The organism is Dokdonella ginsengisoli (assembly GCF_042652785.1).
In the GTDB taxonomy this organism is placed as follows: Bacteria; Pseudomonadota; Gammaproteobacteria; order Xanthomonadales; family Rhodanobacteraceae; genus Dokdonella_A; species Dokdonella_A ginsengisoli.
Genome location: NZ_JBHSHD010000007.1, coordinates 366,575 through 388,299, shown reverse-complemented (window position 1 = coordinate 388,299; position 21,725 = coordinate 366,575). Strand labels below are relative to the sequence as shown.

Sequence of the window (21,725 nt, the reverse complement as noted above, 5' to 3'; positions counted from 1 at the left end):
CGATGCGTCGGCACTGGATGGCGGCGCTCGTCTTCGCCGGTGCGGCCGCGTCCGCGTCCGCGCACGCGGATCTGATCGTGCGGCGCGTGCCGGAACGGCTCGGCGAGCAGGCCTCGAGCTGGAGCGAATCGCCGCAGCCGCAATCGTCCTGGGCGGCCAGGCCGCTCGCCTCGAGCACCTCGACCGGCGGTCCCGCTTCCGCCCTGGCGCCGGCGGCGACCCCCGCGTCCGAATTCAATCTCGCCGACGTGCCGCCCGAGAAGCTCGCCGCCACGCGCGCCCTGCTCGGCGAGACGAACGCGCGCAGCGGCGCGGACGGCGCGATCGTGATCGACCTGCCCGGTGACGTGCTGTTCGACTTCGACAAGCACGACCTGCGCCCGGACGCGCTCGCCACGCTGGACAAGCTGGCGGTCCTGCTCGGCAACTTTCCCGGGCGCGCGGTCGCCGTCAACGGGCACACCGACGCGAAGGGCAGCGACGACTACAACGACGCGCTGTCGCAGCGGCGCGCCGAATCGGTGCATCGCTATCTGGCCGATCACGACGCCGCCGCGCAGCGGCGCTACGAGGTGCGCGGTTTCGGCGAGAGGCAGCCGGTCGCGCCGAACGCGCATGCCGACGGCAGCGACGACCCGCAGGGCCGGCAGAAGAACCGGCGCGTCGAGGTCGTGCTGCGCGCCGCGCAATGAGTCCGGCGGAATCCGCCGGGCGGGCGTTGCGAGTGTTTCGAGCCGACCATTCCCAGGCGAGGAGAGCGAAACCATGGCCCTGATGAAATGCCCCGAATGCGCGCGCGAGGTTTCCGACAAGGCCGCCGCCTGTCCCGGCTGCGGCCATCCGATCGCTGCGGCCGCGCAGAACGGCCGCGCGATCCACGGCGGCAACGCGGCCGACATCGCCAGGACCGGCGGCAAGGTCGCCACGACCTGGCTGCTCGCCGGGCAGGTGCACTGGATCGTTCGCGGCGTGGTCGCCGTGATCGCCTTCGTCGGCCTGTTCCTGTTCCTCGCCTTCGGACGGAACTGAACCCCTAGAATACGCGCGCGATTCCGCCTGCCAGACGATCCCGACCCGTGCCGGAAACCGAAGACCGTCCGAACCGGAAGATTTCCTGGCGCGACGTGAGTGGCATCCTCCTGCTCGACAAGCCGACCGGCCTGAGTTCGAACGCGGCGCTGCAGAAGGTGCGCCGGCTGCTGCGCGCCGAGAAGGGCGGCCACACCGGCAGCCTCGATCCGCTCGCCACCGGCCTGCTTCCGCTGTGCCTGGGCGAGGCGACCAAGATCGCCGGGCTGCTGCTCGGTTCGCGCAAGGCCTACGAGACGGAAGCGCGGCTCGGCCTGACCACCACGACCGACGACGCCGACGGCGAGGCGGTCGAGCGGCGCGAGGTCCCGGCGCTGGACGACGACACGGTGCGCGCCGCGCTGGCCGCGCTGACCGGCCGCATCGTGCAGGTTCCGCCGGTCTATTCGGCCCTCAAGCAGGGCGGGGAGCCGCTGTACCGGCGCGCGCGCCGTGGCGAGGACGTCGCCGCGCCGCCGCGCGAGGTCGAGGTCCACCGCTTCGACCTGCTCGAGCGCGCCGGCGACCGGCTGCGCCTGCACGTCGAGTGCGGTTCGGGCACCTACGTGCGCAGCCTCGTGCGCGACCTGGGCGAGCGGCTCGGCTGCGGCGCCCACGTGGTCGCCCTGCGCCGCATCTGGATCGAGCCGTTCACGGCGCCGCGCATGCACACCCTGGACGAGCTCATCCGTCTGGCCGGAGCCGATCCGGCGGCGCTGGACGGCCTGCTGCTGCCGCTGGAGGAAGGGCTGGCCGGATACCCCCAGGCGCGCCTGGACGCCGCCCAGGCGCTGCGGCTGCGCCAGGGGCAGAGCATCGAATGGGCCGGCCCGCCGGGCCGCTGCGTGGCGCTGGATACCGGCGGCCGGGCCGTCGCGCTGGCCGAGGTCTCGGCCGGCCGGCTGCGGGCGCTGCGCGGCTTCAACCCGCCGCCGGCGCTGTCATGAAACGTTAACTGCTTGTTCCGGCACCGCTCCGGCAGCTAAAATACCCCGTTCCCTTCCCGAACATCCGTCCGACCAACCCCTGCGGGGCTTGCGAACGACCACGTCGATCATTGCGTTCCGCCCGGCGTCCGGCCTGCGACGTGAGGGCGCCGCGTGGGCATTCGCAAGTCTCGCCTCCGTTTTCAAGGATTCACACAGATGTCTCTGTCCAACGAACAAACCTCGAAGATCATCGCCGACTACGGCCGCGGCACGAACGACACCGGTTCGCCGGAAGTCCAGGTCGCCCTGCTGTCGGCCCGCATCGATCACCTCAGCAAGCATTTCGCCGACCACGACAAGGATCACCATTCCCGTCGCGGCCTGCTGAAGATGGTCAACCAGCGTCGTCGCCTGCTCGGCTACCTGAAGAACAAGGACGGCGATCGCTACAAGTCGCTGATCGAACGTCTCGGCCTGCGCCGTTAAGCGCCCACCAGGAGAGATTTCGTGGCGAAAGTAACCAAGTCATTCCAGTACGGTAATCACACGGTCACGCTGGAGACGGGCGAAATCGCCCGCCAGGCGTCCGGTGCCGTCGTGGTCAGCATCGATGGCACCGTGGTGCTGGTCACCGCGGTGGCCGCGCCGAAGGCGAGGGAAGGTCAGGACTTCTTCCCGCTCACCGTCGACTACGTCGAGAAGTTCTATTCCGCCGGCCGCATCCCGGGCGGCTTCTTCAAGCGCGAAGGCCGTCCGACCGAGAAGGAGACGCTGACCTCGCGTCTGATCGACCGTCCGGTCCGCCCGCTGTTCCCGGAGGAATACCGCAACGAAGTGCAGGTCATCGCGCAGGTGATCTCGCTCAATCCGGAAGTGGACGGCGACATCCCGGCGATGATCGGCGCCTCGGCCGCGCTGTCGCTGGCCGGCATTCCGTTCAAGGGTCCGATCGGCGCCGCCCGCGTCGGCTACGCCAACGGCCAGTACCTGCTGAACCCGACCGCGACGGAGTTGAAGACCTCCGATCTGGATCTGGTTGTCGCCGGCACCTCCAATGCCGTGCTGATGGTCGAGTCCGAAGCCAAGCTGCTCAGCGAAGACGTCATGCTCGGCGCCGTCGTGTTCGGCCACAAGGCCCTGCAGCACGTGATCAACGCGATCAACGAGCTGACCGTCGAAGCCGGCGCCAAGCCGTCTTCGTGGGTCGCCCCGTCGAAGAACGAGGCGCTGATCGCCGCGCTGAAGGAAGCCGTCGGCACGCAGCTCGAGCAGGCGTTCCAGATCCGCGACAAGCTGCAGCGCCGCGACGCGATCGCCGCGATCAAGCAGGACGTGCTGAAGTCGCTCGAGGGCCGCGCGGCCGGCGAGAACTGGGTCGCCGGCGACCTCGCCAAGGAATTCGGCGAGCTGGAATACCGCACGCTGCGCGATTCGGTGCTCGCCACCAAGGTGCGCATCGACGGCCGCAAGCTCGACGACATCCGCCCGATCACCTCGCGCGTCGGCGTGCTGCCGCGCACGCACGGCTCGGCGCTGTTCACGCGCGGCGAGACGCAGGCGCTGGTCGTCGTCACGCTCGGCACCACGCGCGACGCGCAGATCATCGACGCGCCGGAAGGCGAGTCGAAGGACGCTTTCCTGTTCCACTACAACTTCCCGCCGTTCTCGGTCGGTGAAGCCGGCCGCTTCGGCGCGCCCAAGCGCCGCGAGATCGGCCACGGCCGCCTCGCCAAGCGCGGCGTGCAGGCGGTCAAGCCGACGATCGAGGCGTTCCCGTACGTGCTGCGCGTGGTCTCGGAGATCACCGAGTCGAACGGTTCCTCGTCGATGGCTTCGGTGTGCGGCTCCTCGCTGGCGATGATGGACGCCGGCGTGCCGCTGAAGGCGCCGGTCGCCGGCATCGCGATGGGCCTGGTCAAGGAAGGCGAGCAGTTCGTCGTCCTGTCCGACATCCTCGGCGACGAGGATCATCTGGGCGACATGGACTTCAAGGTCGCCGGCAGCGCGGAAGGCATCAGCGCCCTGCAGATGGACATCAAGATCGACGGCATCACCGAGGAGATCATGAAGGTCGCGCTGGCGCAGGCCAAGCAGGGCCGCCTGCACATCCTCGGCGAGATGGGCAAGGTCATCAGCAGCTCGCGCAGCGAGATGAGCGAGTACGCGCCGCGCCTGATCACGATGAAGATCCACCCGGACAAGATCCGCGAAGTGATCGGCAAGGGCGGCACCACGATCCGCTCGATCACCGAGGAGACCGGCGCCACGATCGACATCAGCGACGACGGCACCGTGGTCATCGCCTCGGTCAACCGTGAGGCCGGCGACGCCGCCAAGAAGCGCATCGAGCAGATCGTTTCCGACGTCGAGCCGGGCCGCGTCTACGAGGGCAAGGTCGCCAAGCTGATGGACTTCGGCGCATTCGTCACGATCCTGCCGGGCAAGGACGGCCTCGTGCACGTCTCGCAGATCTCCAACGAGCGCGTCGAGAAGGTGTCCGACAAGCTCAAGGAAGGCGACATCGTCAAGGTCAAGGTGCTCGAGGTCGACAAGCAGGGCCGCATCCGCCTGTCGATGAAGGCGCTCGAGGAAGAAGGCGCCGCCTGACCAGGGCGGTGTCCGGGGCGGCGCCTTGCGCGCCGCCCGCGATTCGAAAGACGGCGGGCCTCGTGCCCGCCGTTTTCGTTTCCGGCGCTATCGACCGGGCCGTTGCGCGACCGCTCGTCCGCGCCTGGGCGCGCGCTTTCTGCCGCTCACTGCGCCGACGGCGAGGCGACGACGCCCAGCCGCACCACGCGCTGCAGGGTTTCGCCGTTGCGCACCACGGTCAGCGTGACCGCACGGCCGCCGAGGGCCTTGAGCTGTTCCTGGAATGCGCTCCTGCCGGTGACCGGCCGGCCGTTGACCTGCACCACGAAGTCGCCGGCCAGCAGGTTCGCCCGCGAGGCCGGCGTGCCGCCGACCACCGAGCCGATCTGCACGCCGTCGCCGCCGAGGTTCGCACGTTCGGCCGCCGTGAGATCGCGGAACGTCGCGCCGAACGGAAGCTTGAAGCGCACGAAGAACGCGGCGTTCCAGTCGGCGACCGTGGTCGCGCCGGTCGCCTGCGGTGCGTACAGCAGCACGCGATCGGCGCCGACCGCGCGGCCCTGGCGGTCCGCCTCCGCGCGCACGTCGGCGTCGGTGCCGCTGTAGCGGGCCGTGCCGACGCGCACGAAGCCCTGCGCGGCCAGGCGGTTCTGATCGCCCGCCGGGTTGCGGCCGGACGCCAGCTCCGGTGCGGCCGGCGGCGGTGCGGCACGCATCTCGGCGATGGTGGCGTCGTCGCGGCCGGGATCGGCGACGTAGGGCGAGGAAGGCGGCGGCGGTTGCGTCTGCCATACCGGCCCGCGCGGCGCGCTCACGCAGCCGGCGAGCAGGACGAGGAAGATGAGGGCAGCGGGACGTGCGAGGCGCGGCATCGGAGCGGTTTCCCTGCGGACTGCAAACGTGTGCGTCGGAGCATAGTGGCGCGAGCATGAACGGCGTGTTCGCGCACCGGCGTTTGCTAGCATTCGCGCCGCCCGGCGGGGCCTGCAACGGCGCCGCGGCGAGGGCGTGCCGCGCCCGGAGGGGAACGTCGTGGAAATCCTGCGCATCTACTATCGCGTCATCGCCCTGCTGGCGCCGGAGAAGTGGCTGGCGACCCTGCTCGCCCTGGCCAATCTGGCGCTGGCCGGCGTGTTCTTCCTCGAGCCGTGGCTGTTCGGCCGCGTGGTCGACGCGCTGGCCGGCACCAAGCCCGGGCACGTGTGGACCTTCATCGGATGGTGGGCCGGCGTCGGCTTCGCCGGCGTGGCGGCGAGCGTGCTGGTCTCGCTGTACGCCGACCGCCTGGCGCATCGCCGCCGGCTGGCCGTCATCGCGCAGTTCTTCGAGCACGCGGTCGGCCTGCCGCTCGCGTTCCACGGCCGGCACCATACCGGCCGCCTGCTGCGCATCATGCACGGCGGCAGCAGCAACCTGTTCGGCCTCTGGCTCGGCTTCTTCCGCGAACACCTGGCGACCCTGCTCGCGATCTTCGTGATGGTGCCGCTGGCGCTGTCGATGAACTGGAAGCTCGCCGTGCTGATGATCCTGCTGCTGATCAGCTTCGGCGTGTTCAACGCGATCGCGATGCGCCGCACGCACGCCGCGCAGGGCGAAGTCGAGCAGCTCCATCACGCGATCTCCGAGCGCGTCGGCGACGTGTTCGGCAATGTCATGGTCGTGCAGAGCTTCTCGCGCATCTCGGCCGAGGTCGCGCAGATCAAGGGCATGGTGCGCAAGGTGCTGACCGCGCAGTACCCCGTGCTGCGCGGCTGGGCCTGGCTGTCGGTCGCCAACCGCGCCGCGAGCACGCTGACCATCGTGGCGATCTTCGCGCTCGGCACCTCGCTGAACGTGAAGGGCGAGGTGACGGTCGGCGCGATCGTCACCTTCGTCGGTTTCTCGATGCAGCTGATCGGCCGCATGGAGCAGTTCGCCGGCTTCATCTCCGGGCTGTTCTTCCAGACGCATTCGCTGAAGGACTTCTTCGCCGTGCTCGACACGCCGGCGGTGCTCAGCGACGACCCGGCTGCCCCCGACCTGCCGCCGGCGAAGGGCGAGGTCGTGTTCGACGACGTCTCCTTCGGCTACGACGCCTCGCACCCGGCACTCAGGCACCTGTCGTTCCGCGTGCCCGCCGGCGGCACCGCGGCGATCGTCGGCCCGACCGGCGCCGGCAAGACCACCGCGCTGAGCCTGCTCTACCGCGCCTACGATCCGAGCGCAGGACGCATCACGATCGACGGCGTCGACATCCGCAACGTCAGCATCCACAGCTTGCGCGAGCAGATCGCCGTCGTGTTCCAGGACCCGGGCCTGTTCTACCGCTCGATCGCCGACAACCTGCGCATCGGCAAGCCGGACGCGTCCGACGCCGAACTGGAGGCCGCCGCGCAGGCGGCCGAGGCGCACGGCTTCATCGTGGTCAAGCCGGAAGGGTATTCGACCCTGGTCGCCGAGCGCGGCCGCTCGCTGTCGGGCGGCGAGCGCCAGCGCCTGTCGATCGCGCGCGCGATGCTGAAGAATGCGCCGATCCTGATCCTCGACGAGGCGACCAGCGCGCTCGACAACGCCACCGAAGCGCGCATCCAGCGCGCGCTGAACAAGCTGACCGAGAACCGCACGACCTTCGTCATCGCCCATCGCCTGTCGACGGTGCGCAACGCCGACGTGATCCTGGTGCTGAAGGACGGCGAACTCGTCGAGCAGGGACGCTACGACGAACTCGTCGCGCTCGGCGGCCTGTTCGCCGAGCTGGACGGCCAGGGGCGCTTCGTCGCCGATGCCGAGGCCGCGCAGGAAACGGCGGACGAGGGCGCGCGCACGCAGGCGTGACGCGCGCCCGCGCGCCTGTGCGATCATGCAGGGGATGGCCTCGACTCCATCGCCCGCGCAAACACGGCAATCGCGCCTGGCGGCCGAGCAGCTGCAGATCGGCGTCGCGCATCACCGCGCCGGCCGGCTCGGCCTCGCCGCCAGCCACTACCAGCGCGCGGCCAAGCTCGCGCCGGCCCATCCCGAGGTCTGGCACCTGCTCGGCATATGCGCGCTGCAGGGCGGCAATGCCGCGCTGGCGGTCAAGCATCTGCGCGCCTGCATCGAACGCAGGCCGGATTTCGCCGAGGCGCGCAACCATCTCGGCGTCGCGCTGCGCCGCTGCGGACGGCACGCCGAATCGGTCGCGGCGTTCCGCGGCGCGCTCGATGCGAAGGAGCGCTACGTCGAGGCGGCCTACAACCTCGGCCTCGCCTGCGAAGCCGTCGGCGATGCCGTCGCGGCCGAGCAGGCGTACCGGCAGGCGCTGCAGTGGCGGCCGGACGACTTCAATTCCGCCGCCAATCTCGGCAACCTGCTGCGCGGCGCGGGACGCCTGGACGAGGCGCTGCCGCTGCTGGAGCGGGCGCAGCGCCTGCAGCCGGGGCTGGCGCAGGCGAACGGCAACCTGGCCCTGCTGCTCGCCGATCTGGGCCGTCACGACGAGGCGGTCCGCCACGCGCAGGCGGCGACCGTGCAGGAGCCGGCGCAGCCGCAATGGTGGCGCGCGCTCGGCGTCGCCGAACGCCTGCGCAAGAACCTCGAGCCCGCCATCGCCGCGCTGAGCCATGCACTGGCGCTGGCGCCGGATGACGCGGCCACGCGCGCCGAGCTGGCCGTGGCCGCGGCCGAAGGCGGACAGATCGAGGCGGCGCGCTCGGCGTTCGCGCAGGTGTTGCGGCGCGCTCCGGACATGGAGCGCATCCGCTGGCTGGCTGCGCTGTCGCTGCCGTCGGTGTACGCCGACGAGGCCGAGGTCGACGCCGAGCGCGAACGCTTCGCGCGCGGACTGGACGAGATCGACGCCGGGCTGCGGCTCGACACGCCGCAGCGGCGTTTCGCCGCCTACGACGCCGCGCGCGGTGCCGGCACCTTCCTGCTGCACTACCAGGCGCGCGACAACACCGCCCTGCAGAACCGCTTCGGCGACCTGCTCGCGCGCGTGATGACGGCGTTCGCGCCGCAGTCCATGCAGCCCTGCGCCTGGCGCGCGCTGGCCCATGGCGGGCGCCTGCGCGTCGGCGTCGTCAGCAGCCACCTGATGCGGCACTCGGTGTCGCGCTACTTCGCGCGCATGCTCGCCGGCCTCGACCCACAGCGTTTCGAGGTGCGCGTGTGGCACGGCGGCCGCCGCGACGCCGTCGCCGACCGCCTCGCCGCGCGCGTGACCGCGTTCGAACCGGTCGGCGACGAGGCGATGGCCGTCGCCGAGCGCATCCGCGAGGCGCGGCTGGACGTGCTGATCTATCCGGAGACCGGCATGGACCCCGTGCACCACGTGCTCGCATCCCTGCGTCTGGCGCCGGTGCAGTGCGTGCTGTACGGCCATCCGGCCACCAGCGGCCTGCTGAACGCCGACTTCTTCCTCAGTGGCGCGGCGCTGGAACCCGACGACGCGGCCTCGCACTACCGCGAGCAGCTGGTGCGGCTGCCCGGGCTCGGCGCCTGCCCCGAACCGGTTGCGCTGGCGGCGGGCGATGCGCGCGCGCCGGCGCCGGCCGACGGCGCGCCGCTGCTGCTGTGTCCGCAGAATCCGCTCAAGCTGATGCCGTCGTTCGACGCGGTGCTGGCGGACGTGGCCGCCCGCACGCAGGCGCGCATCGGCTTCTTCGCGCGCGACGGCCTGATCGCGCAGCGCTTCCGTGCGCGCATCGAGCGCCGCTTCGCCGACGCCGGCCTCGACGCGCGGCGCTCGCTCGCGTTCCTGCCGGTACAGGCGTACGAGGACTACCTTGCCGCGGTCCGCGCGGCGCCGCTGCTGCTGGATTCGACCGGCTTCTCCGGCGGCGCGACGAGCCTGGACGCGTTCGCCGTCGGCACGCCGGTGCTGACCTTGCGCGGCGCGATGGCACGCGGCCGGCAGACCGCGGCGATGCTCGACGTGATGGAGATCGGCGAACTGGTCGCAACGGATGCGCAGGACTACGCCGCCAAGGCGGCCGCCCTGCTGCGCGACGCTTCGCTGCGGCAGGACGTGCGCGAGCGGATCGCCGGGCGCAGCGCGCGGCTGTTCGAGGCGCGCGGCGTCGAACAGGCCTTCGCCGATTTCCTGTCCGCGGCGGCTTCGGCCGCGGCGTGACCGCGTGTTGGCGTCGTCGTGGTCGCCTGAGGCAGAATGCCGTCGAAGCCGTCCGTGCACCGGCGGGCGGTGTCGAACTCTGCAGCGAGGGCTGGCGATATGTCGCGTAGGACTTGGCTGGGCATCGGTTTGGCGGCCGCGTTCGCGGGCGGCCTCGCGTCGGCGGCCCCGCCGAACGAAAGCACCGTCGCCGCGCGCCTGCGCGCGCTGGAGCAGCGCGTGTCGGAACTCGAGGCGAAGGCGGGCGAGTCGCCGTCGGCGGAGCTGGAGCGCCGCGTGGCCGCGCTGGAGCGCAAGGTCGGCGCCGCCGCGCCGGCGACGGCGGCCGCGCCGAACACGCTGGAGCAGCGCGTTTCCAAGCTGGAAGACAAGACCACCGCGCCGGCCGCTTCGGCGGCTCCCGCGGCACCGGCCGCGCCGCCGCGCTGGCAGGACGCGAAGAACTGGACTGCGCTGCGCATGGGCATGACCTGGAGCCAGGTCAAGCAGCTGCTCGGCGTGCCCGGCAAGGTCAAGGCCGGCGTGTTCGGCGACGTCATGTACTTCCCGGACGACAAGGGCGGCAGCGTCGAATTCGACCGCGATGGTCGCGTCGCCGCCTGGAGCCGTACCGGCAAGTGAACTCTCCGCGGCCCCGGCATCGCGCCGGCCGCCCGTAAAAAAACCCGCCGCCGGTGAGAGAGACCGGACGGCGGGGCCGCTTGGGAAAGCGTGCGCTTACGGCTGCTCGAAGCCGTCCGCGAAGATCGCGTCGTCGTTCGGCACGTCGTCGTGGATGCTGACCGAATCCAGCGCCATGAACATGCCGAAGCTGCCGCCCTGCTGCGAGATCACCCACGAGATCTTGTCGAAGAACTCCGCGCCGAACGTGCGGTTGATGCGGTCGAGGTCATCGGAGTCGAACAGGCCGCCCGCGTAGGGGCCGCTGCCGGCGCCGAACAGCTCGAACTCCATCGTCTGGCCCTGGGTGGCCATCGCGGTTTCGAACACGTGGATGCCGTCGGACATCGGGTAGTCGTTGGAGATGCGCAGCAGCGGGCCGGCCGCGGTCGGCACCAGCGAGTCGGTGGCGCCGCCCGCATCCAGCTGGAAGCTGTCGAGCACGATCGGATAGCCGGTGTGCCGGCCCGGTTCGATTTCGGCCGCGTCGACCGTGGTGGCGCGGAACGTCATGCTGACCGGCGTGCCGACCTCGATGCCGGCGAACGGTCCTTCCGGCAGATCGTTCCACTCGACCGTGCCGTGCACCTCGACGATCGCCTCGGTCGGCGGCGCCTCGTGCATGTCGGCGACGAACGAGTTCTTCGAACCCGAACTGGCGCCCCAGCCGCCGATGGTCTTGCCGTCGGCCGAGATGCCGTTGCCGCTCTGCAGGGTCCACCCGGCCGGCACCTCGACGTCGTGGGCGGCGAGATAGTCGGCCAGCAGCTGCATGCCGCCTTCCGGCGTCCACGCCGTCGCCACGTAGACGCCGCCGCTCACCGAGTCGCCGACGATCACGTTGCCGTCGTCGCTGAGCGCACGCGCGGAGGTGGCGTCACAGCCGAAGTCGGTGGTCAGGCAGCCGAGCGCCTGCACGCCGGTTTCCTCGGTCCAGCGCCACGCCTCGAACTTGAGGGTGGTGGTGTTGAAGTAGCGTTCGCCGACCACGATGCGGCCGTCGGCGGAGACGGCGGTCGCCTCGCCGACCGGCACGCCATTGGCGTCGGCCAGATCCAGCGCGGTGCCGTTCCTCCAGATCACGCCGCTGCGGAAGCCGTTGTCCTGGTCATTCCAGCCGACGATCGTGTTGCCGTCGGCGCTGACCTTGTTGGCGCGCGAGGAACTCTGCGGGCGGTTCACCGGCAGTTTCGTCATGCCTTCGGCGGCGCTCCAGCGGAAGGCGAAGTAGGTGCCGGTCTCGTCCACCGCCAGGCCGACCGCGACGCCGTTCTCGGACGCGTCGAAGGCCGCGCTGAGGAAGCCGTCCTGCGCCAGGCCGCCGGGCCACGGCCCGATCACCGACGGGCCGCCGACGAGGTCGCTGTTGCTGTAGGCGAGGGCAGCGACCTGGTTGCCGTCGTCGTCGAGGGTGCCGCCGGCCAGGGCTTGGCCCCAGGGATTCATGCCGCGGGCTTCGGCGAAGTCGGCGATCGTGCTCACGCCGATGTCCTTGGCCCAGCGCCAGCCGGTGTCGACGCCGTACAGCCCGGCGACGCGGCCGTTGCGGGACAGCCCGGTCAGTTGTGCCCCGGGCGTGGCGAGGTCGTTGAAGGTTCCGGCCTGGGCGGAACCGGCGAGCAGGGCGAGGACGGCAGCGGACAGCATCGAGCGCATGTAGGGATATCCATATGGGACGCCGCGACGTCCCGGCACGGGCCGGCCGGTCGCGGTGTCGAGGTGACAGAGAAAAACGCCCGCGCAACGGCGGGCCCGACCGAGTGTCCGGGCGGTTGCCGCGAGCCGCATTCGCGCTTCATTCGCGCAGCGTTCGCGCTGCGTCAGCGACTTGATTTTCCTGGGAAATCCGCCGGGTTTCGCGGGTCGCGACCGGATGCTCCGGTGGCGCGGTCAGATTGGCCGGAATGCTGCGCTCGCCGGCCAGCGCCCGCGCCTGCTTCAGGGCGGCGCGCCAGGCGTCCTCGTGGCCGAGGGCGCGGTACAGCCGCACCTGCAGCAGGGCGCAGCCGAAGTCGCGGTCGGCCCAGCGGGCGACCTGGCCGACCACCGCGGCGGCGCGCTGTACCTCGCCGTCGGTGATCAGGCTGCTGCCGTAGGAGATCACCACCTCGGCGATGTCCCCCGGCACGGCCTGCTGCTCGGCCAGGCGCAGGGTCTTCTCGTAGGCGTCGCGGGCCTCGTCCAGGCGGCGTTCGGCCCAGCGCTGCTCGGCCTCGGCCAGGGCCGCCACCAGCGCCGCGGCGAGCGGCTGCGAGGCGCGCGAGAGGGTGGCCGTCCAGGCGGCCAGACGTCCGACCTCGACGGCCGCCTCCTCGTCGCGACCCTGCGCGCGCAGGGCCCGCACCAGCGTCAGCCAGGCGCCGGCGCGGTCGCGCAGGTAGTCCGGTGCGCTCAGGCGTTCCAGCGCCGCGCTGGCGAGCGCGGCCGCGGCGGCGGGCTGGCCGTCGAGGAGGTCGGTGCGGGCCTGCACGGCCTGCACGCGCCCGAGCATGGCCGGATCGCCGTCGTGCGGAATCGCCCCGAGCAATTCGCGCAGCAGGGCGCGGGCCTCGAGCAGGCGGCCGTTCTCCGCCAGCGTCTCGACGCGCGTGATCTGGAAGCTGTGCCGCGTGTTCGGGTTTTCCAGCCGGCCGAGCAGGGCCCAGCCGCGATCGCTGGTCGCCAGCGCGTCGGCCGGACGCAGCAGGGCGAGCTGCGCTTCGGCGGCATTGGCGAGCGTGAGGATCAGTTCGTTCAGCGCGCCGAAGCGCTCGAAGCGCTGCGCGGCGAGTTCGTGCGAGGACAGCGCGTCGGCGTAGCGGCCGCGCTTGCCGTCGACGATGCCCTCGTTGGCTTCGACGCGGGCCAGGGCCAGGGTGTCGCCGGCGAGCTCCAGCGCGATGCGCGCCCGCGAGAAGTCGGCCGCGGCGAGGTCCAGGCGCGCCTGCTGCGCGTAGGCGATGCCGCGTCCGGTGTAGGCCTGGCCGAGCGCGGCCGGCTGGTTGCGGTTCTCCAGCAGGGCGATCGCCTCGCCGAAATCGCGTTCGGCGTCGGCGTTCTTGTCCTGGCGCACGGCGACCGCGCCGGAGCCGTTGAGGATGCGTGCGCGCAGCACCGGATCGGTTTCCTCGGAAACCTCCTCCAGCAGCGCGTCGAGCAGGCCGCGCGCGTGGTCGAACTGGCCGGCGCGGAAATCGATCTGGGCCAGGCGCAGGCGCAGTTCGGGCGCCTTCTGCGCGCCGGGCGGCGCCGTTTCGAGCAGGCGCCGCGCGCCGTCGAGGTCGTCGGTGAGCAGGGCGGCCTCGGCGCGCGACAGCCGCTCGGCGAGCGAGGCGTCCGGCGCATCCGGGGCGAGCTTGGCCGGCGACTTGCCGAGCACGGCGAGCAGCCGGTCGGCGGCGGCGCGCCCGGCCTCGATCACGTCGGTGCTGCGCGCCTCGACTTCGCGATCGCCGCCGTCGGCGCGCAGCAGCAGGTGCACGATCCATTCCGAGCCGCTGCGCGAGGCGCTCGGCAGGACGATCAGCCGCGCGCCGGTCGCTTCCCTGACGCGGTGAGCGGCACCGTTGCCGCCGTTCTCGCGCGCGAGGGCCACCACGTTGTCGGCCGGCACGACCGTCTGGCCGGCATTGCGCAGGCGCGTCGCGACGAGATCCATCAGGCCCAGGCGCAGCCAGGTCCATTCGCCGCCGGCGTCGACGTCGACCGGCAGCACCGCGGCCGCGTCGGGGGTCGGCTGCGTCTGCGCGGTGGTCGCCGGCGTCGCCGGCACGGTCGCGTCCCTGCGCGCGTGCCACCAGAAGCCGGCCGCGGAGAGGACGACGAGCGCTGCCGCGAACGCCGCGAAGGCGGCGATGCGAGGGCGGAAATTCGCACCGGCCTGGCGAACGGGCGGGGCCACGGCGGGAGCGGACGGCGACGGTGTGGCGGCCGGCGCCGCGGTTTCCGCGGCCATGCGCTCGGTCTCGGCCGTCGCCGCCGGCGTTTCCTCGGCCGCGGCCTCGACCTGGATCGGTGCAACCCAGCGATAGCCGAAGCGCGGCACGGTGCGGATCGCGTTCTGCTCGTTGCCGGTGTCTCCGACCGCCCGGCGCGCCTTCAGCACGGTCTGGCCGAGCAGGGTGTCGCTGACGTCGGCCTTGCCCCACACGGCGGCGATCAGCTCGTCGCGGCCGACGGCGCGGTCGCGGTGCTCGATCAGATAGGCGAGGCTGTCGAAGACCTTCGGCGACAGCACGACCAGCTCGCCCGCATGCTGCAGTTCGCGTGCGGAGGGGTCGATGCGGTAGTCGCCGAAGCGATAGATCGGGCGGGTCATCCGCGCCAGTTTAGCGTGCGGGCCGGAGGTTTTTTCCGCGCATGTGCGTCGGCGGGTGTCGGCGCCGGCCGGTGTCGGCGGCAAACGCCGGTGCGTGGCATTCATGGCTTCTTTATCATCGACGCGCGAGCATGTAGGAACCCGTCCACCAAACCGGAGTTCAGCAATGACGAGCAAATGGCTTTCGGCGGCCCTGACCGGCGCCGTGATGGTTTCCCTGGCGGGTTGTGCCGCGACGGCGCCGGGTGTTCGCTACGACGACGACTACTACCAGCGTCGCGCGCGTTTCGACTGTTCGCATCGCTGCGGCGTGATCCGCGAAGTCGATCGCGTCTACGTGCGCGACAACGCGACCAGCGGCGGCGGCGCCGTGCTCGGCGCGATCATCGGCGGCGTGCTCGGCAGCACCGTCGGCAAGGGCGACGGGCGTACCGCGGCCACGGTCGCCGGCGCGGTCGCCGGCGGCTTCGCCGGCAACGCGGTCGAACGCCACGGCAACGACGGCGGCGGCCGCGAAGCCTGGCAGTTCCGCGTGCGTCTGGACGACGGCCGCTGGGCCACGGTCACGCAGTGGGACAACGGCGACCTGCGTCCGGGCGATCGCGTGATGATTCGCGACAATCGCCTGATGCTGCTGCGCTGAGGCTTGCCGCTACATCGGAAAAAGAAACGGCGCAGGCGCGAGCCTGCGCCGTTTTTCGTTGCGAGTCGCAGGGCGGTTCGCGATCAGTTGATGCGGTAGAAATTGTGCGCGCCGATCGTCGCCAGCGGCGGACCCTTGGCCCAAGCCGGCCAGACCGAATCGGCGACGACGAAATAGAAGGCGTTCGGCACGACGAAGGTGCGCTGGTCGATCGGCAGCGACCACATCGCGATCGAACGGCCGGCGATCTTCCACGCCTTCTTCCACGCCTCGGGATTGTCCAGCACCACGCCCGGGCTCAGCGTCGCCGTGGCGAACTGGCCGGGTGCACGCACGACGTCGCAGACCGTCTTGCCCCAGCGTCCGCTTTCGCGTCGCCGCATCGCGACTTCGGCGACCGCCATCTGGCCGGTCTGCGACTCGCTGCGCGCTTCGAGGTAGACCGTCGCCGCCAGACAGATCTGATCGGACGCCGGTTGCGGCAACGCCGAAGCGAGCCACAGCAGGAAGGAGAGCTTCATTTTTCACCTCAACTCTCGGCCTCCGCGCCTCGCGAACACCGGACGCACGAAGCGAACGGAGCGAGTTCGCGACGTCCTGACGGAACATCGCGCGTTTCAGCCGTTTGGATTGCGAAGCTGCGGCGCGCGCGCGAGAAAGTCGCTGCGACTGCGCCTGTTGGTTGCGTCTGCCACCCCGGCAGTCGCTCCAACATCGGGTGCATCAAACCGTGGTCTCTTGCTCCGACGGTGTCGACCGCGAACGTGCGATCGTTAGAAATTCGTTCGCGCCCTCCGGGGCGCGGAGCGGGAGATTACGCGAAGAGAAAACGCTTGTCTCCCTCGGGGCTGAACGAGCATTCAGTTTCGTGCAGGCGCGAAGCGGGACGAATTTCTCCGTGATGATTCGCACGCAAAGGCGTATAGACGTCTATATGTCTAGATGTCCAATACGGAAACGGTTCGTCCCGATGCGGTGCGCAATGCTGCGTCGTGCGCCGTTCCGATCGACAGAACGGCCAGCGCCGTGGCGACATCGGCGGACGAGGAGGTCGAATAGAGGACGCGTCCCGCGATCGCTCCGTCCGCGTCGAGAAGCTCCTCGCCGATAGCCGGCGGACTTCCTTGCACGCGCAGCCGGTGCACGGTGCGCTTGTTGCCGCCGCGAAAGTGCAGGCGGGCGGCGATTTCCTGTCCAGGATAGCAGCCCTTGTCGAAGCGGATCGCATCGAGGCGCTCGAGTCCGAGCGCCTGCGGCACGAATTCGCCGGCCAGTGCCGGGGCCAGCAGCGGCAGCGCGGCGGCGACGTCGTCCGCGCGCCATCGATCCAGCGCCGCGTCGTCCGCCTCCTGCGCGGACGACGGCGCGACGACGGCGATGCGCCGCGCCGGCTGGCGAAACGCGTAGCCGCCCAGGTGCGGCACGATTTCCTGCGCGTCGATCGCCGCGTCGAGCTCGCCTTCGGGCGTGGCATGGAGATTCCAGCCCGTGGTCACGGTCAGCGTGACCTTGGCGCGGAACACGTAGCGAGCGAGCGCCTCGCGCATCGCCTCCGCACCGCCGAGCGGCAGCCAGGCGAGCAGGCGGTCCGGCTCCACGCGCATCAGCACGAAGAAGTGGCGCACGCGGCCCTGTGCATCGAGCCACGCGCTCCACTGCCAGCGTCCCGGCGCCAGCGCGTTCACGTCGCTGGTGAACTGCGCCTGCGCGAAGGACGGCGCGTCGGCTCCGGAGAGAGCAAGCAGTTCGGCGGGGCAGAGCGGCATGAGCATCGATGTCGTATCCGGCAGGTCGAGGTTCAAGCCTAGCATCGCGTCGTACGGACCGACGCTTCGCCACCATCCAGGCCTGCACCGTGAAGCGCTCTTTGCTCCACGTGAGAAGTGCGGCCATGGATGACCGCGGGAATCGCCGAAGCTGCGGCCGTTCTGCGATCAATGCCGTGACGGCTGCGGCGATCAAGGACGATCGCAAAAGCCACGGCCGATCGCAAAAACATTGTCAGCGGGCCTCGCTGGGTTTAACCTTCGCGCCGCACTGCACCATGTCCGACACCCAATCCCCAACCGAATCAGCGAAGGCGCCTTCGAGCGAACGTGTCGAAGACGGAGCGCTTGCGCCTGCCGCGAGCCGATCGGAAGCGGAAGTGGGCGGACGTGAGTCGGGGCCTGATCCGACCCGTTACGGGGATTGGGAAAAGAACGGCCGCTGCATCGATTTCTGATGCGAACTCGCGCGTCGTCAGGAGCGCGGCGGCCCCCAACAACGTCAGCACGAGCCAGCCATGCCAGCTACCGCGCGACCGCTATCGCCGCACCTCTCGATCTACCGTTGGCAGATCCAGATGGTCACCTCGATCCTGCACCGCGCGACGGGCGTCGCGCTCGCCGCCGGTACGATCCTGCTCGTCGTCGCGCTGCTTGCGCTGGCGTCCGGGCCGGAAGCCTACGCGAAGGTGCAGGCCTTCTGCGCTTCGTGGATCGGCCTGTTTCTGCTGGCCGGCTGGACCTGGTCGCTGGCCTACCATCTGCTCAACGGCATCCGTCACCTTCTCCAGGACGCGGGCCTGGGCTATCTGCCGGCGCAGTTCGTGCGCAACGGCTGGATGGTCGTCGCCGGCAGCGTGCTGCTGACGGTGCTGGTGTGGGTATGCGTGTTCGCGCAGCGGGGTGGCGCATGAGCCAGCTGCGCACGCCGCTGAAGAACGCGCTCGGCCTCGGCTCGGCCAAGCAGGGCGTCCATCATTTCATCGTGCAGCGCCTGACCGCGGTCGCGCTGCTGTTCCTGTCGCTGTGGTTCGTGTGGACGGTGCTGAGCGCGCTGCACGGCGACTACGCCGCGGCACGCGCGCTGGTCGCGCAACCGTTCAACGCCGTGCTGATGCTGGCCTTCATCGTCGCGGTGTTCTGGCACGCACAGCTCGGCCTGCAGGTCGTGGTCGAGGACTACGTGCACACGCGCTGGCTCGAAGTCGCGCTGCAGATCGCGATCAAGTTCCTCTGCTTCCTCGGCGGCGCGGCCAGCGCGCTCGCCGTCATCCGCATCGCGCTGGGACGCTGACCGATGGCCTCGAGCTACAAGATCCAGGAACACAAGGTCGACATCGTGGTGGTCGGCGCCGGCGGCGCCGGGCTGCGCGCGACTTTCGGCCTCGCCGCCACCGGGCTTTCGACCGCGTGCATCACCAAGGTGTTTCCGACGCGCTCGCACACGGTCGCCGCGCAGGGCGGCATTTCCGCCGCGCTCGGCAACATGGGGCCGGACGACTGGCGCTTCCATTTCTACGACACGATCAAGGGCTCCGACTGGCTCGGCGACCAGGACGCGATCGAGTACATGTGCAAGGAAGCGCCGGCCGCGATCATCGAGCTGGAGCACTACGGCGTGCCGTTCTCGCGCACCGACGAGGGCAAGATCTACCAGCGCCCGTTCGGCGGCATGACCACCGACTACGGCAAGGGCGTCGCGCAGCGTACCTGCGCCGCGGCCGACCGCACCGGCCACGCGATCCTGCACACGCTGTACCAGCAGTCGCTCAAGCACGACGCGCGCTTCTTCGTCGAATACTTCGCGCTCGACCTGATCTTCGACGAGGAGGGCGCCTGCCGCGGTGTGCTCGCATTGGACATGGCCGAGGGCACCCTGCACCTGTTCCGCGCACACGGCGTGGTGCTGGCGACCGGCGGCTACGGCCGCGCCTACTTCAGCGCGACCTCCGCGCACACCTGCACCGGCGACGGCGGCGGCCTCGTGCTGCGCGCCGGCCTGCCGCTGCAGGACATGGAGTTCGTGCAGTTCCATCCGACCGGCATCTACGGCTCCGGCTGCCTGATCACCGAGGGTTCGCGCGGCGAGGGCGGCTATCTGACCAACTCGAACGGCGAGCGCTTCATGGAGCGCTACGCGCCGAACGCGAAGGATCTCGCCTCGCGCGACGTGGTCAGCCGCTCGATGACGATCGAGATCCGCGAAGGCCGCGGCGTCGGCGAGCACAAGGATCACATCCACCTGAACCTGCAGCACCTCGGCGCCGAGGTGCTGCACGAGAAGCTGCCGGGCATCTCCGAATCGGCGCGCATCTTCGCCGGCGTGGACGTGACCAAGGAGCCGATCCCGGTCATCCCGACCGTGCACTACAACATGGGCGGCGTGCCGACCAACTATCACGGCGAAGTCGTACGCAAGCGCGGCGACGACAACGATTCGGTCGTGCCGGGCCTGTACGCGATCGGCGAGGCGGCCTGCGTGTCGGTGCATGGCGCCAACCGCCTCGGCTCGAATTCGCTGCTGGATCTGGTCGTGTTCGGCCGCGCGGTCGCGCAGCGCTGTGCGGCGACGATCAAGCCCGGCCAGCCGCACAAGGCGCTGCCGGCTTCGGCCTGCGACCAGGCGCTGGCGAACCTGGACCGCCTGCGCCACGCGAACGGATCGATGCCGACCGCGGAAATCCGCGCCAACATGCAGAAGACGATGCAGGCCGACGCCGCGGTGTTCCGCACCGAGAAGTCGCTGCAGGAAGGCTGCGCGAAGATGACGCAGGTGTTCGCCTCGTTCGAGGATGTGAAGGTGGCGGACCGCTCGCTGGTCTGGAACTCCGACCTGATCGAGACTTACGAGCTGCAGAACCTGCTCTACAACGCGGTCGCAACGATCAACTCCGCCGAGCAGCGCCACGAGAGCCGCGGCGCGCACGCGCGCGAGGACTATCCCGAGCGCGACGACGTCAACTGGATGAAGCACACGCTGGTGAACGTCGACGCGAAGGGCGCGTGCTCGTTCGATTTCCGTCCGGTGCACATGAACACGCTGACCACGGACGTCGAGCCGGTGCCGCCGAAAAAGCGCGTGTACTGAGGAATGCGGAACCGGGAATGACCCGCATCGGCGCGTCGTTCCCGCGAAAGCGGGAATCCGTTTCCCGGTTGTTGCAACGAGATCACACTGGATTCCCGCTTTCGCGGGAATGACGTCGAGGCGAACGTGGCCGAATTCACCCTTCCGAAGAATTCCAAGATCAAAGGCGGCAAGCACTTCCCGGCCAAGCCCGGCGCGAAGAAGCTGCGCACGTTCCGCGTCTACCGCTGGACGCCCGAGGACGGCGAGAACCCACGCGTGGACACCTACGAGGTGGACATGGCCGCGTGCGGGCCGATGGTTCTCGACGCGCTGATCAAGATCAAGAACGAGATCGACTCGACGCTGACGTTCCGCCGTTCCTGCCGCGAGGGCATCTGCGGTTCCTGCGCGATGAACATCGACGGTACCAACACGCTGGCCTGCACCAAGGCGATCGAGGACTGCGGCAGCGGCGACGTGAAGATCTACCCGCTGCCGCACATGCCGGTGGTCAAGGACCTGGTTCCCGACCTGACGCATTTCTACGCGCAGCTGGCCTCGGTCAAGCCGTGGCTGCGCACCGAGACGCCGCCGCCGCCGGACAAGGAGCGCCTGCAGTCGAAGGAGGACCGCGCCAAGCTCGACGGTCTCTACGAATGCATCCTGTGCGCGTGCTGCACCACCTCGTGCCCGAGTTACTGGTGGAACAGCGACCGCTACCTCGGACCGGCGGTGTTGTTGCAGGCGTATCGCTGGATCGTCGACTCGCGCGACGAGGACACCGGCGCGCGCCTGGACGAGCTCGAAGATCCGTTCAAGCTTTACCGCTGCCACACGATCATGAACTGCGCGCGCACCTGTCCGAAGGGCCTGAACCCGGCCAAGGCGATCGCCGAGACGAAGAAGCTGATCGCCGAGCGCGCGGGCTGAGGCGATGAGCGAGGAGGCGCGCCTGCGCTGGCGCTGCCGCCGCGGCACGCGCGAGCTGGACGCCCTGCTGGGGCGCTGGCTGGCCGAATGCTATGCCCACGCCGACGAGTGGCGCCGCGCCGATTTCGACCGCCTGCTCGACGTGCAGGACCCCGACCTGTGGGACTGGCTGATGGGTCACTCCGAGCCCGCCGATCCGGGCTTCGCCGTCCTCGTCGAGGAAATCCGTCGCCGATGAAGCCGGCGCCCGCGATCGCGTTCGACGTCCGGCCCTCGCGCCGCATCGGTGCGGCGGTCGCGGTCGGCGTCTTGCTCGCCGCACTGGCGCCGTGGGCGACGAGCCTGCCGTGGACGTCGGGCGCGCTGCTGTCGTCGGGCGCGATCGCGTTCGGCGCGCTGGCGCTGCGCAGGCACATGCGGCCGCACTTTCGCCGCGCCGCCTGGCGCGAGTCCGGCTGGATCCTGCTCGACCGCGACGGCCGCGAGCACGCCGCCGTGCTCGAATCGCACGTCCGTCTGGGCGCGTTGCTCTCGCTCGCTTTCCGTCATGCACCGCGGGCGCGGTTCCGTTTGCTGCTGGCGCCGGACAACCTCGACGCCGACACGCGCCGGCGCCTGATCCTGCGCCTGGCGCGCGACGGCGACACGAGCCTGGATTCCGCTGCGATCCGTTGAGTCGAA

The 21,725-nt window shown here is 70.3% G+C and carries 21 protein-coding genes; 16 read left to right on the top strand and 5 right to left on the bottom strand.

The features are described 5' to 3' along the window. Nucleotides 1-2 precede the first annotated feature (2 nt). The 5 genes from ACFO6Q_RS09310 to pnp all read left to right on the top strand — a co-directional run bounded on the left by ACFO6Q_RS09310 (nt 3) and on the right by pnp (nt 4,604). Complete coding sequence (locus tag ACFO6Q_RS09310) at nt 3-692, top strand: OmpA family protein (RefSeq protein ID WP_380020382.1); 690 nt, start codon at nt 3-5, stop codon at nt 690-692. Between the two features lie 73 nt (nt 693-765). Beyond that, nucleotides 766-1,029: a hypothetical protein gene (locus tag ACFO6Q_RS09305; protein ID WP_380020381.1), complete on the top strand. Its 264-nt coding sequence runs from the start codon at nt 766-768 to the stop codon at nt 1,027-1,029. A gap of 95 nt (nt 1,030-1,124) precedes the next feature. After that, nucleotides 1,125-2,015, top strand: coding sequence for a tRNA pseudouridine(55) synthase TruB (gene truB, locus ACFO6Q_RS09300; protein ID WP_380020380.1), 891 nt, complete (start codon nt 1,125-1,127; stop codon nt 2,013-2,015). Nucleotides 2,016-2,213: 198 nt separating this feature from the next. Next, the gene (rpsO, locus tag ACFO6Q_RS09295) at nt 2,214-2,483 is read left to right on the top strand and encodes a 30S ribosomal protein S15 (RefSeq protein WP_380020379.1); all 270 of its coding nucleotides are present in this window, start codon (nt 2,214-2,216) and stop codon (nt 2,481-2,483) included. Between the two features lie 21 nt (nt 2,484-2,504). Continuing rightward, on the top strand, nt 2,505-4,604 hold the full coding sequence (pnp, locus tag ACFO6Q_RS09290; RefSeq protein ID WP_380020377.1) for a polyribonucleotide nucleotidyltransferase: 2,100 nt from the start codon (nt 2,505-2,507) through the stop codon (nt 4,602-4,604). Nucleotides 4,605-4,750: 146 nt separating this feature from the next. Here pnp and ACFO6Q_RS09285 read toward each other — a convergent pair whose 3' ends face one another. Then, on the bottom strand, nt 4,751-5,458 hold the full coding sequence (locus ACFO6Q_RS09285) for a PDZ domain-containing protein (RefSeq protein WP_380020375.1): 708 nt from the start codon (nt 5,456-5,458) through the stop codon (nt 4,751-4,753). Between the two features lie 160 nt (nt 5,459-5,618). On the opposite strand from ACFO6Q_RS09285, the gene ACFO6Q_RS09280 reads away from it, so the two are divergent. The 3 genes from ACFO6Q_RS09280 to ACFO6Q_RS09270 all read left to right on the top strand — a co-directional run bounded on the left by ACFO6Q_RS09280 (nt 5,619) and on the right by ACFO6Q_RS09270 (nt 10,299). Then, nucleotides 5,619-7,400, top strand: coding sequence for a glucan ABC transporter ATP-binding protein/ permease (locus ACFO6Q_RS09280; RefSeq protein WP_380020374.1), 1,782 nt, complete (start codon nt 5,619-5,621; stop codon nt 7,398-7,400). A 34-nt stretch (nt 7,401-7,434) separates the two neighbouring features. Further along, entirely contained in the window at nt 7,435-9,678 is a 2,244-nt protein-coding gene (locus tag ACFO6Q_RS09275; RefSeq protein WP_380020373.1) for an O-linked N-acetylglucosamine transferase, SPINDLY family protein, read from the top strand. Nucleotides 9,679-9,777: 99 nt separating this feature from the next. Further along, complete coding sequence (locus ACFO6Q_RS09270; protein WP_380020372.1) at nt 9,778-10,299, top strand: hypothetical protein; 522 nt, start codon at nt 9,778-9,780, stop codon at nt 10,297-10,299. 96 nt (nt 10,300-10,395) lie between these two features. Here the strand turns inward: ACFO6Q_RS09270 and ACFO6Q_RS09265 are convergent, their stop codons facing one another. Continuing rightward, complete coding sequence (locus tag ACFO6Q_RS09265) at nt 10,396-11,994, bottom strand: hypothetical protein (protein ID WP_380020371.1); 1,599 nt, start codon at nt 11,992-11,994, stop codon at nt 10,396-10,398. A 139-nt stretch (nt 11,995-12,133) separates the two neighbouring features. After that, nucleotides 12,134-14,635 (bottom strand): winged helix-turn-helix domain-containing protein, encoded by a 2,502-nt coding sequence (locus ACFO6Q_RS09260; RefSeq protein ID WP_380020370.1) that lies wholly within the window; start codon nt 14,633-14,635, stop codon nt 12,134-12,136. 166 nt (nt 14,636-14,801) lie between these two features. Between ACFO6Q_RS09260 and ACFO6Q_RS09255 the strand changes: the two genes are divergently transcribed. After that, nucleotides 14,802-15,278, top strand: coding sequence for an outer membrane lipoprotein (locus tag ACFO6Q_RS09255; RefSeq protein ID WP_380020369.1), 477 nt, complete (start codon nt 14,802-14,804; stop codon nt 15,276-15,278). An 83-nt stretch (nt 15,279-15,361) separates the two neighbouring features. Here ACFO6Q_RS09255 and ACFO6Q_RS09250 read toward each other — a convergent pair whose 3' ends face one another. Together ACFO6Q_RS09250 and ygfZ are read right to left on the bottom strand one after the other, a co-directional pair. Further along, nucleotides 15,362-15,799 (bottom strand): cell wall hydrolase, encoded by a 438-nt coding sequence (locus tag ACFO6Q_RS09250; protein ID WP_380020368.1) that lies wholly within the window; start codon nt 15,797-15,799, stop codon nt 15,362-15,364. Nucleotides 15,800-16,216: 417 nt separating this feature from the next. Next, nucleotides 16,217-17,050, bottom strand: a complete 834-nt coding sequence (gene ygfZ / locus ACFO6Q_RS09245; protein WP_380020366.1) for a CAF17-like 4Fe-4S cluster assembly/insertion protein YgfZ — start codon at nt 17,048-17,050, stop codon at nt 16,217-16,219. A 119-nt stretch (nt 17,051-17,169) separates the two neighbouring features. Here ygfZ and ACFO6Q_RS09240 point away from each other — a divergent pair, with 119 nt between their 5' ends. From ACFO6Q_RS09240 to ACFO6Q_RS09210, 7 genes are all read left to right on the top strand, one after another. Next, nucleotides 17,170-17,502 (top strand): DUF1674 domain-containing protein, encoded by a 333-nt coding sequence (locus ACFO6Q_RS09240; protein ID WP_380020365.1) that lies wholly within the window; start codon nt 17,170-17,172, stop codon nt 17,500-17,502. Between the two features lie 60 nt (nt 17,503-17,562). Beyond that, a complete protein-coding gene (sdhC, locus tag ACFO6Q_RS09235; RefSeq protein WP_380020364.1) occupies nt 17,563-17,958 on the top strand; it encodes a succinate dehydrogenase, cytochrome b556 subunit in 396 nt (131 codons plus the stop codon). Next, nucleotides 17,955-18,338, top strand: coding sequence for a succinate dehydrogenase, hydrophobic membrane anchor protein (gene sdhD / locus ACFO6Q_RS09230; protein ID WP_380020363.1), 384 nt, complete (start codon nt 17,955-17,957; stop codon nt 18,336-18,338). The genes sdhC and sdhD overlap by 4 nt, the downstream gene beginning before the upstream one ends. Before the next feature lie 3 nt (nt 18,339-18,341). After that, the gene (gene sdhA / locus ACFO6Q_RS09225; protein ID WP_380020362.1) at nt 18,342-20,132 is read left to right on the top strand and encodes a succinate dehydrogenase flavoprotein subunit; all 1,791 of its coding nucleotides are present in this window, start codon (nt 18,342-18,344) and stop codon (nt 20,130-20,132) included. A 126-nt stretch (nt 20,133-20,258) separates the two neighbouring features. Further along, complete coding sequence (locus ACFO6Q_RS09220; protein WP_380020361.1) at nt 20,259-21,044, top strand: succinate dehydrogenase iron-sulfur subunit; 786 nt, start codon at nt 20,259-20,261, stop codon at nt 21,042-21,044. A 4-nt stretch (nt 21,045-21,048) separates the two neighbouring features. Then, on the top strand, nt 21,049-21,282 hold the full coding sequence (locus tag ACFO6Q_RS09215; protein WP_380020360.1) for an FAD assembly factor SdhE: 234 nt from the start codon (nt 21,049-21,051) through the stop codon (nt 21,280-21,282). After that, a complete protein-coding gene (locus tag ACFO6Q_RS09210) occupies nt 21,279-21,719 on the top strand; it encodes a protein YgfX (RefSeq protein WP_380020359.1) in 441 nt (146 codons plus the stop codon). The genes ACFO6Q_RS09215 and ACFO6Q_RS09210 overlap by 4 nt, the downstream gene beginning before the upstream one ends. Nucleotides 21,720-21,725: the final 6 nt, after the last annotated feature.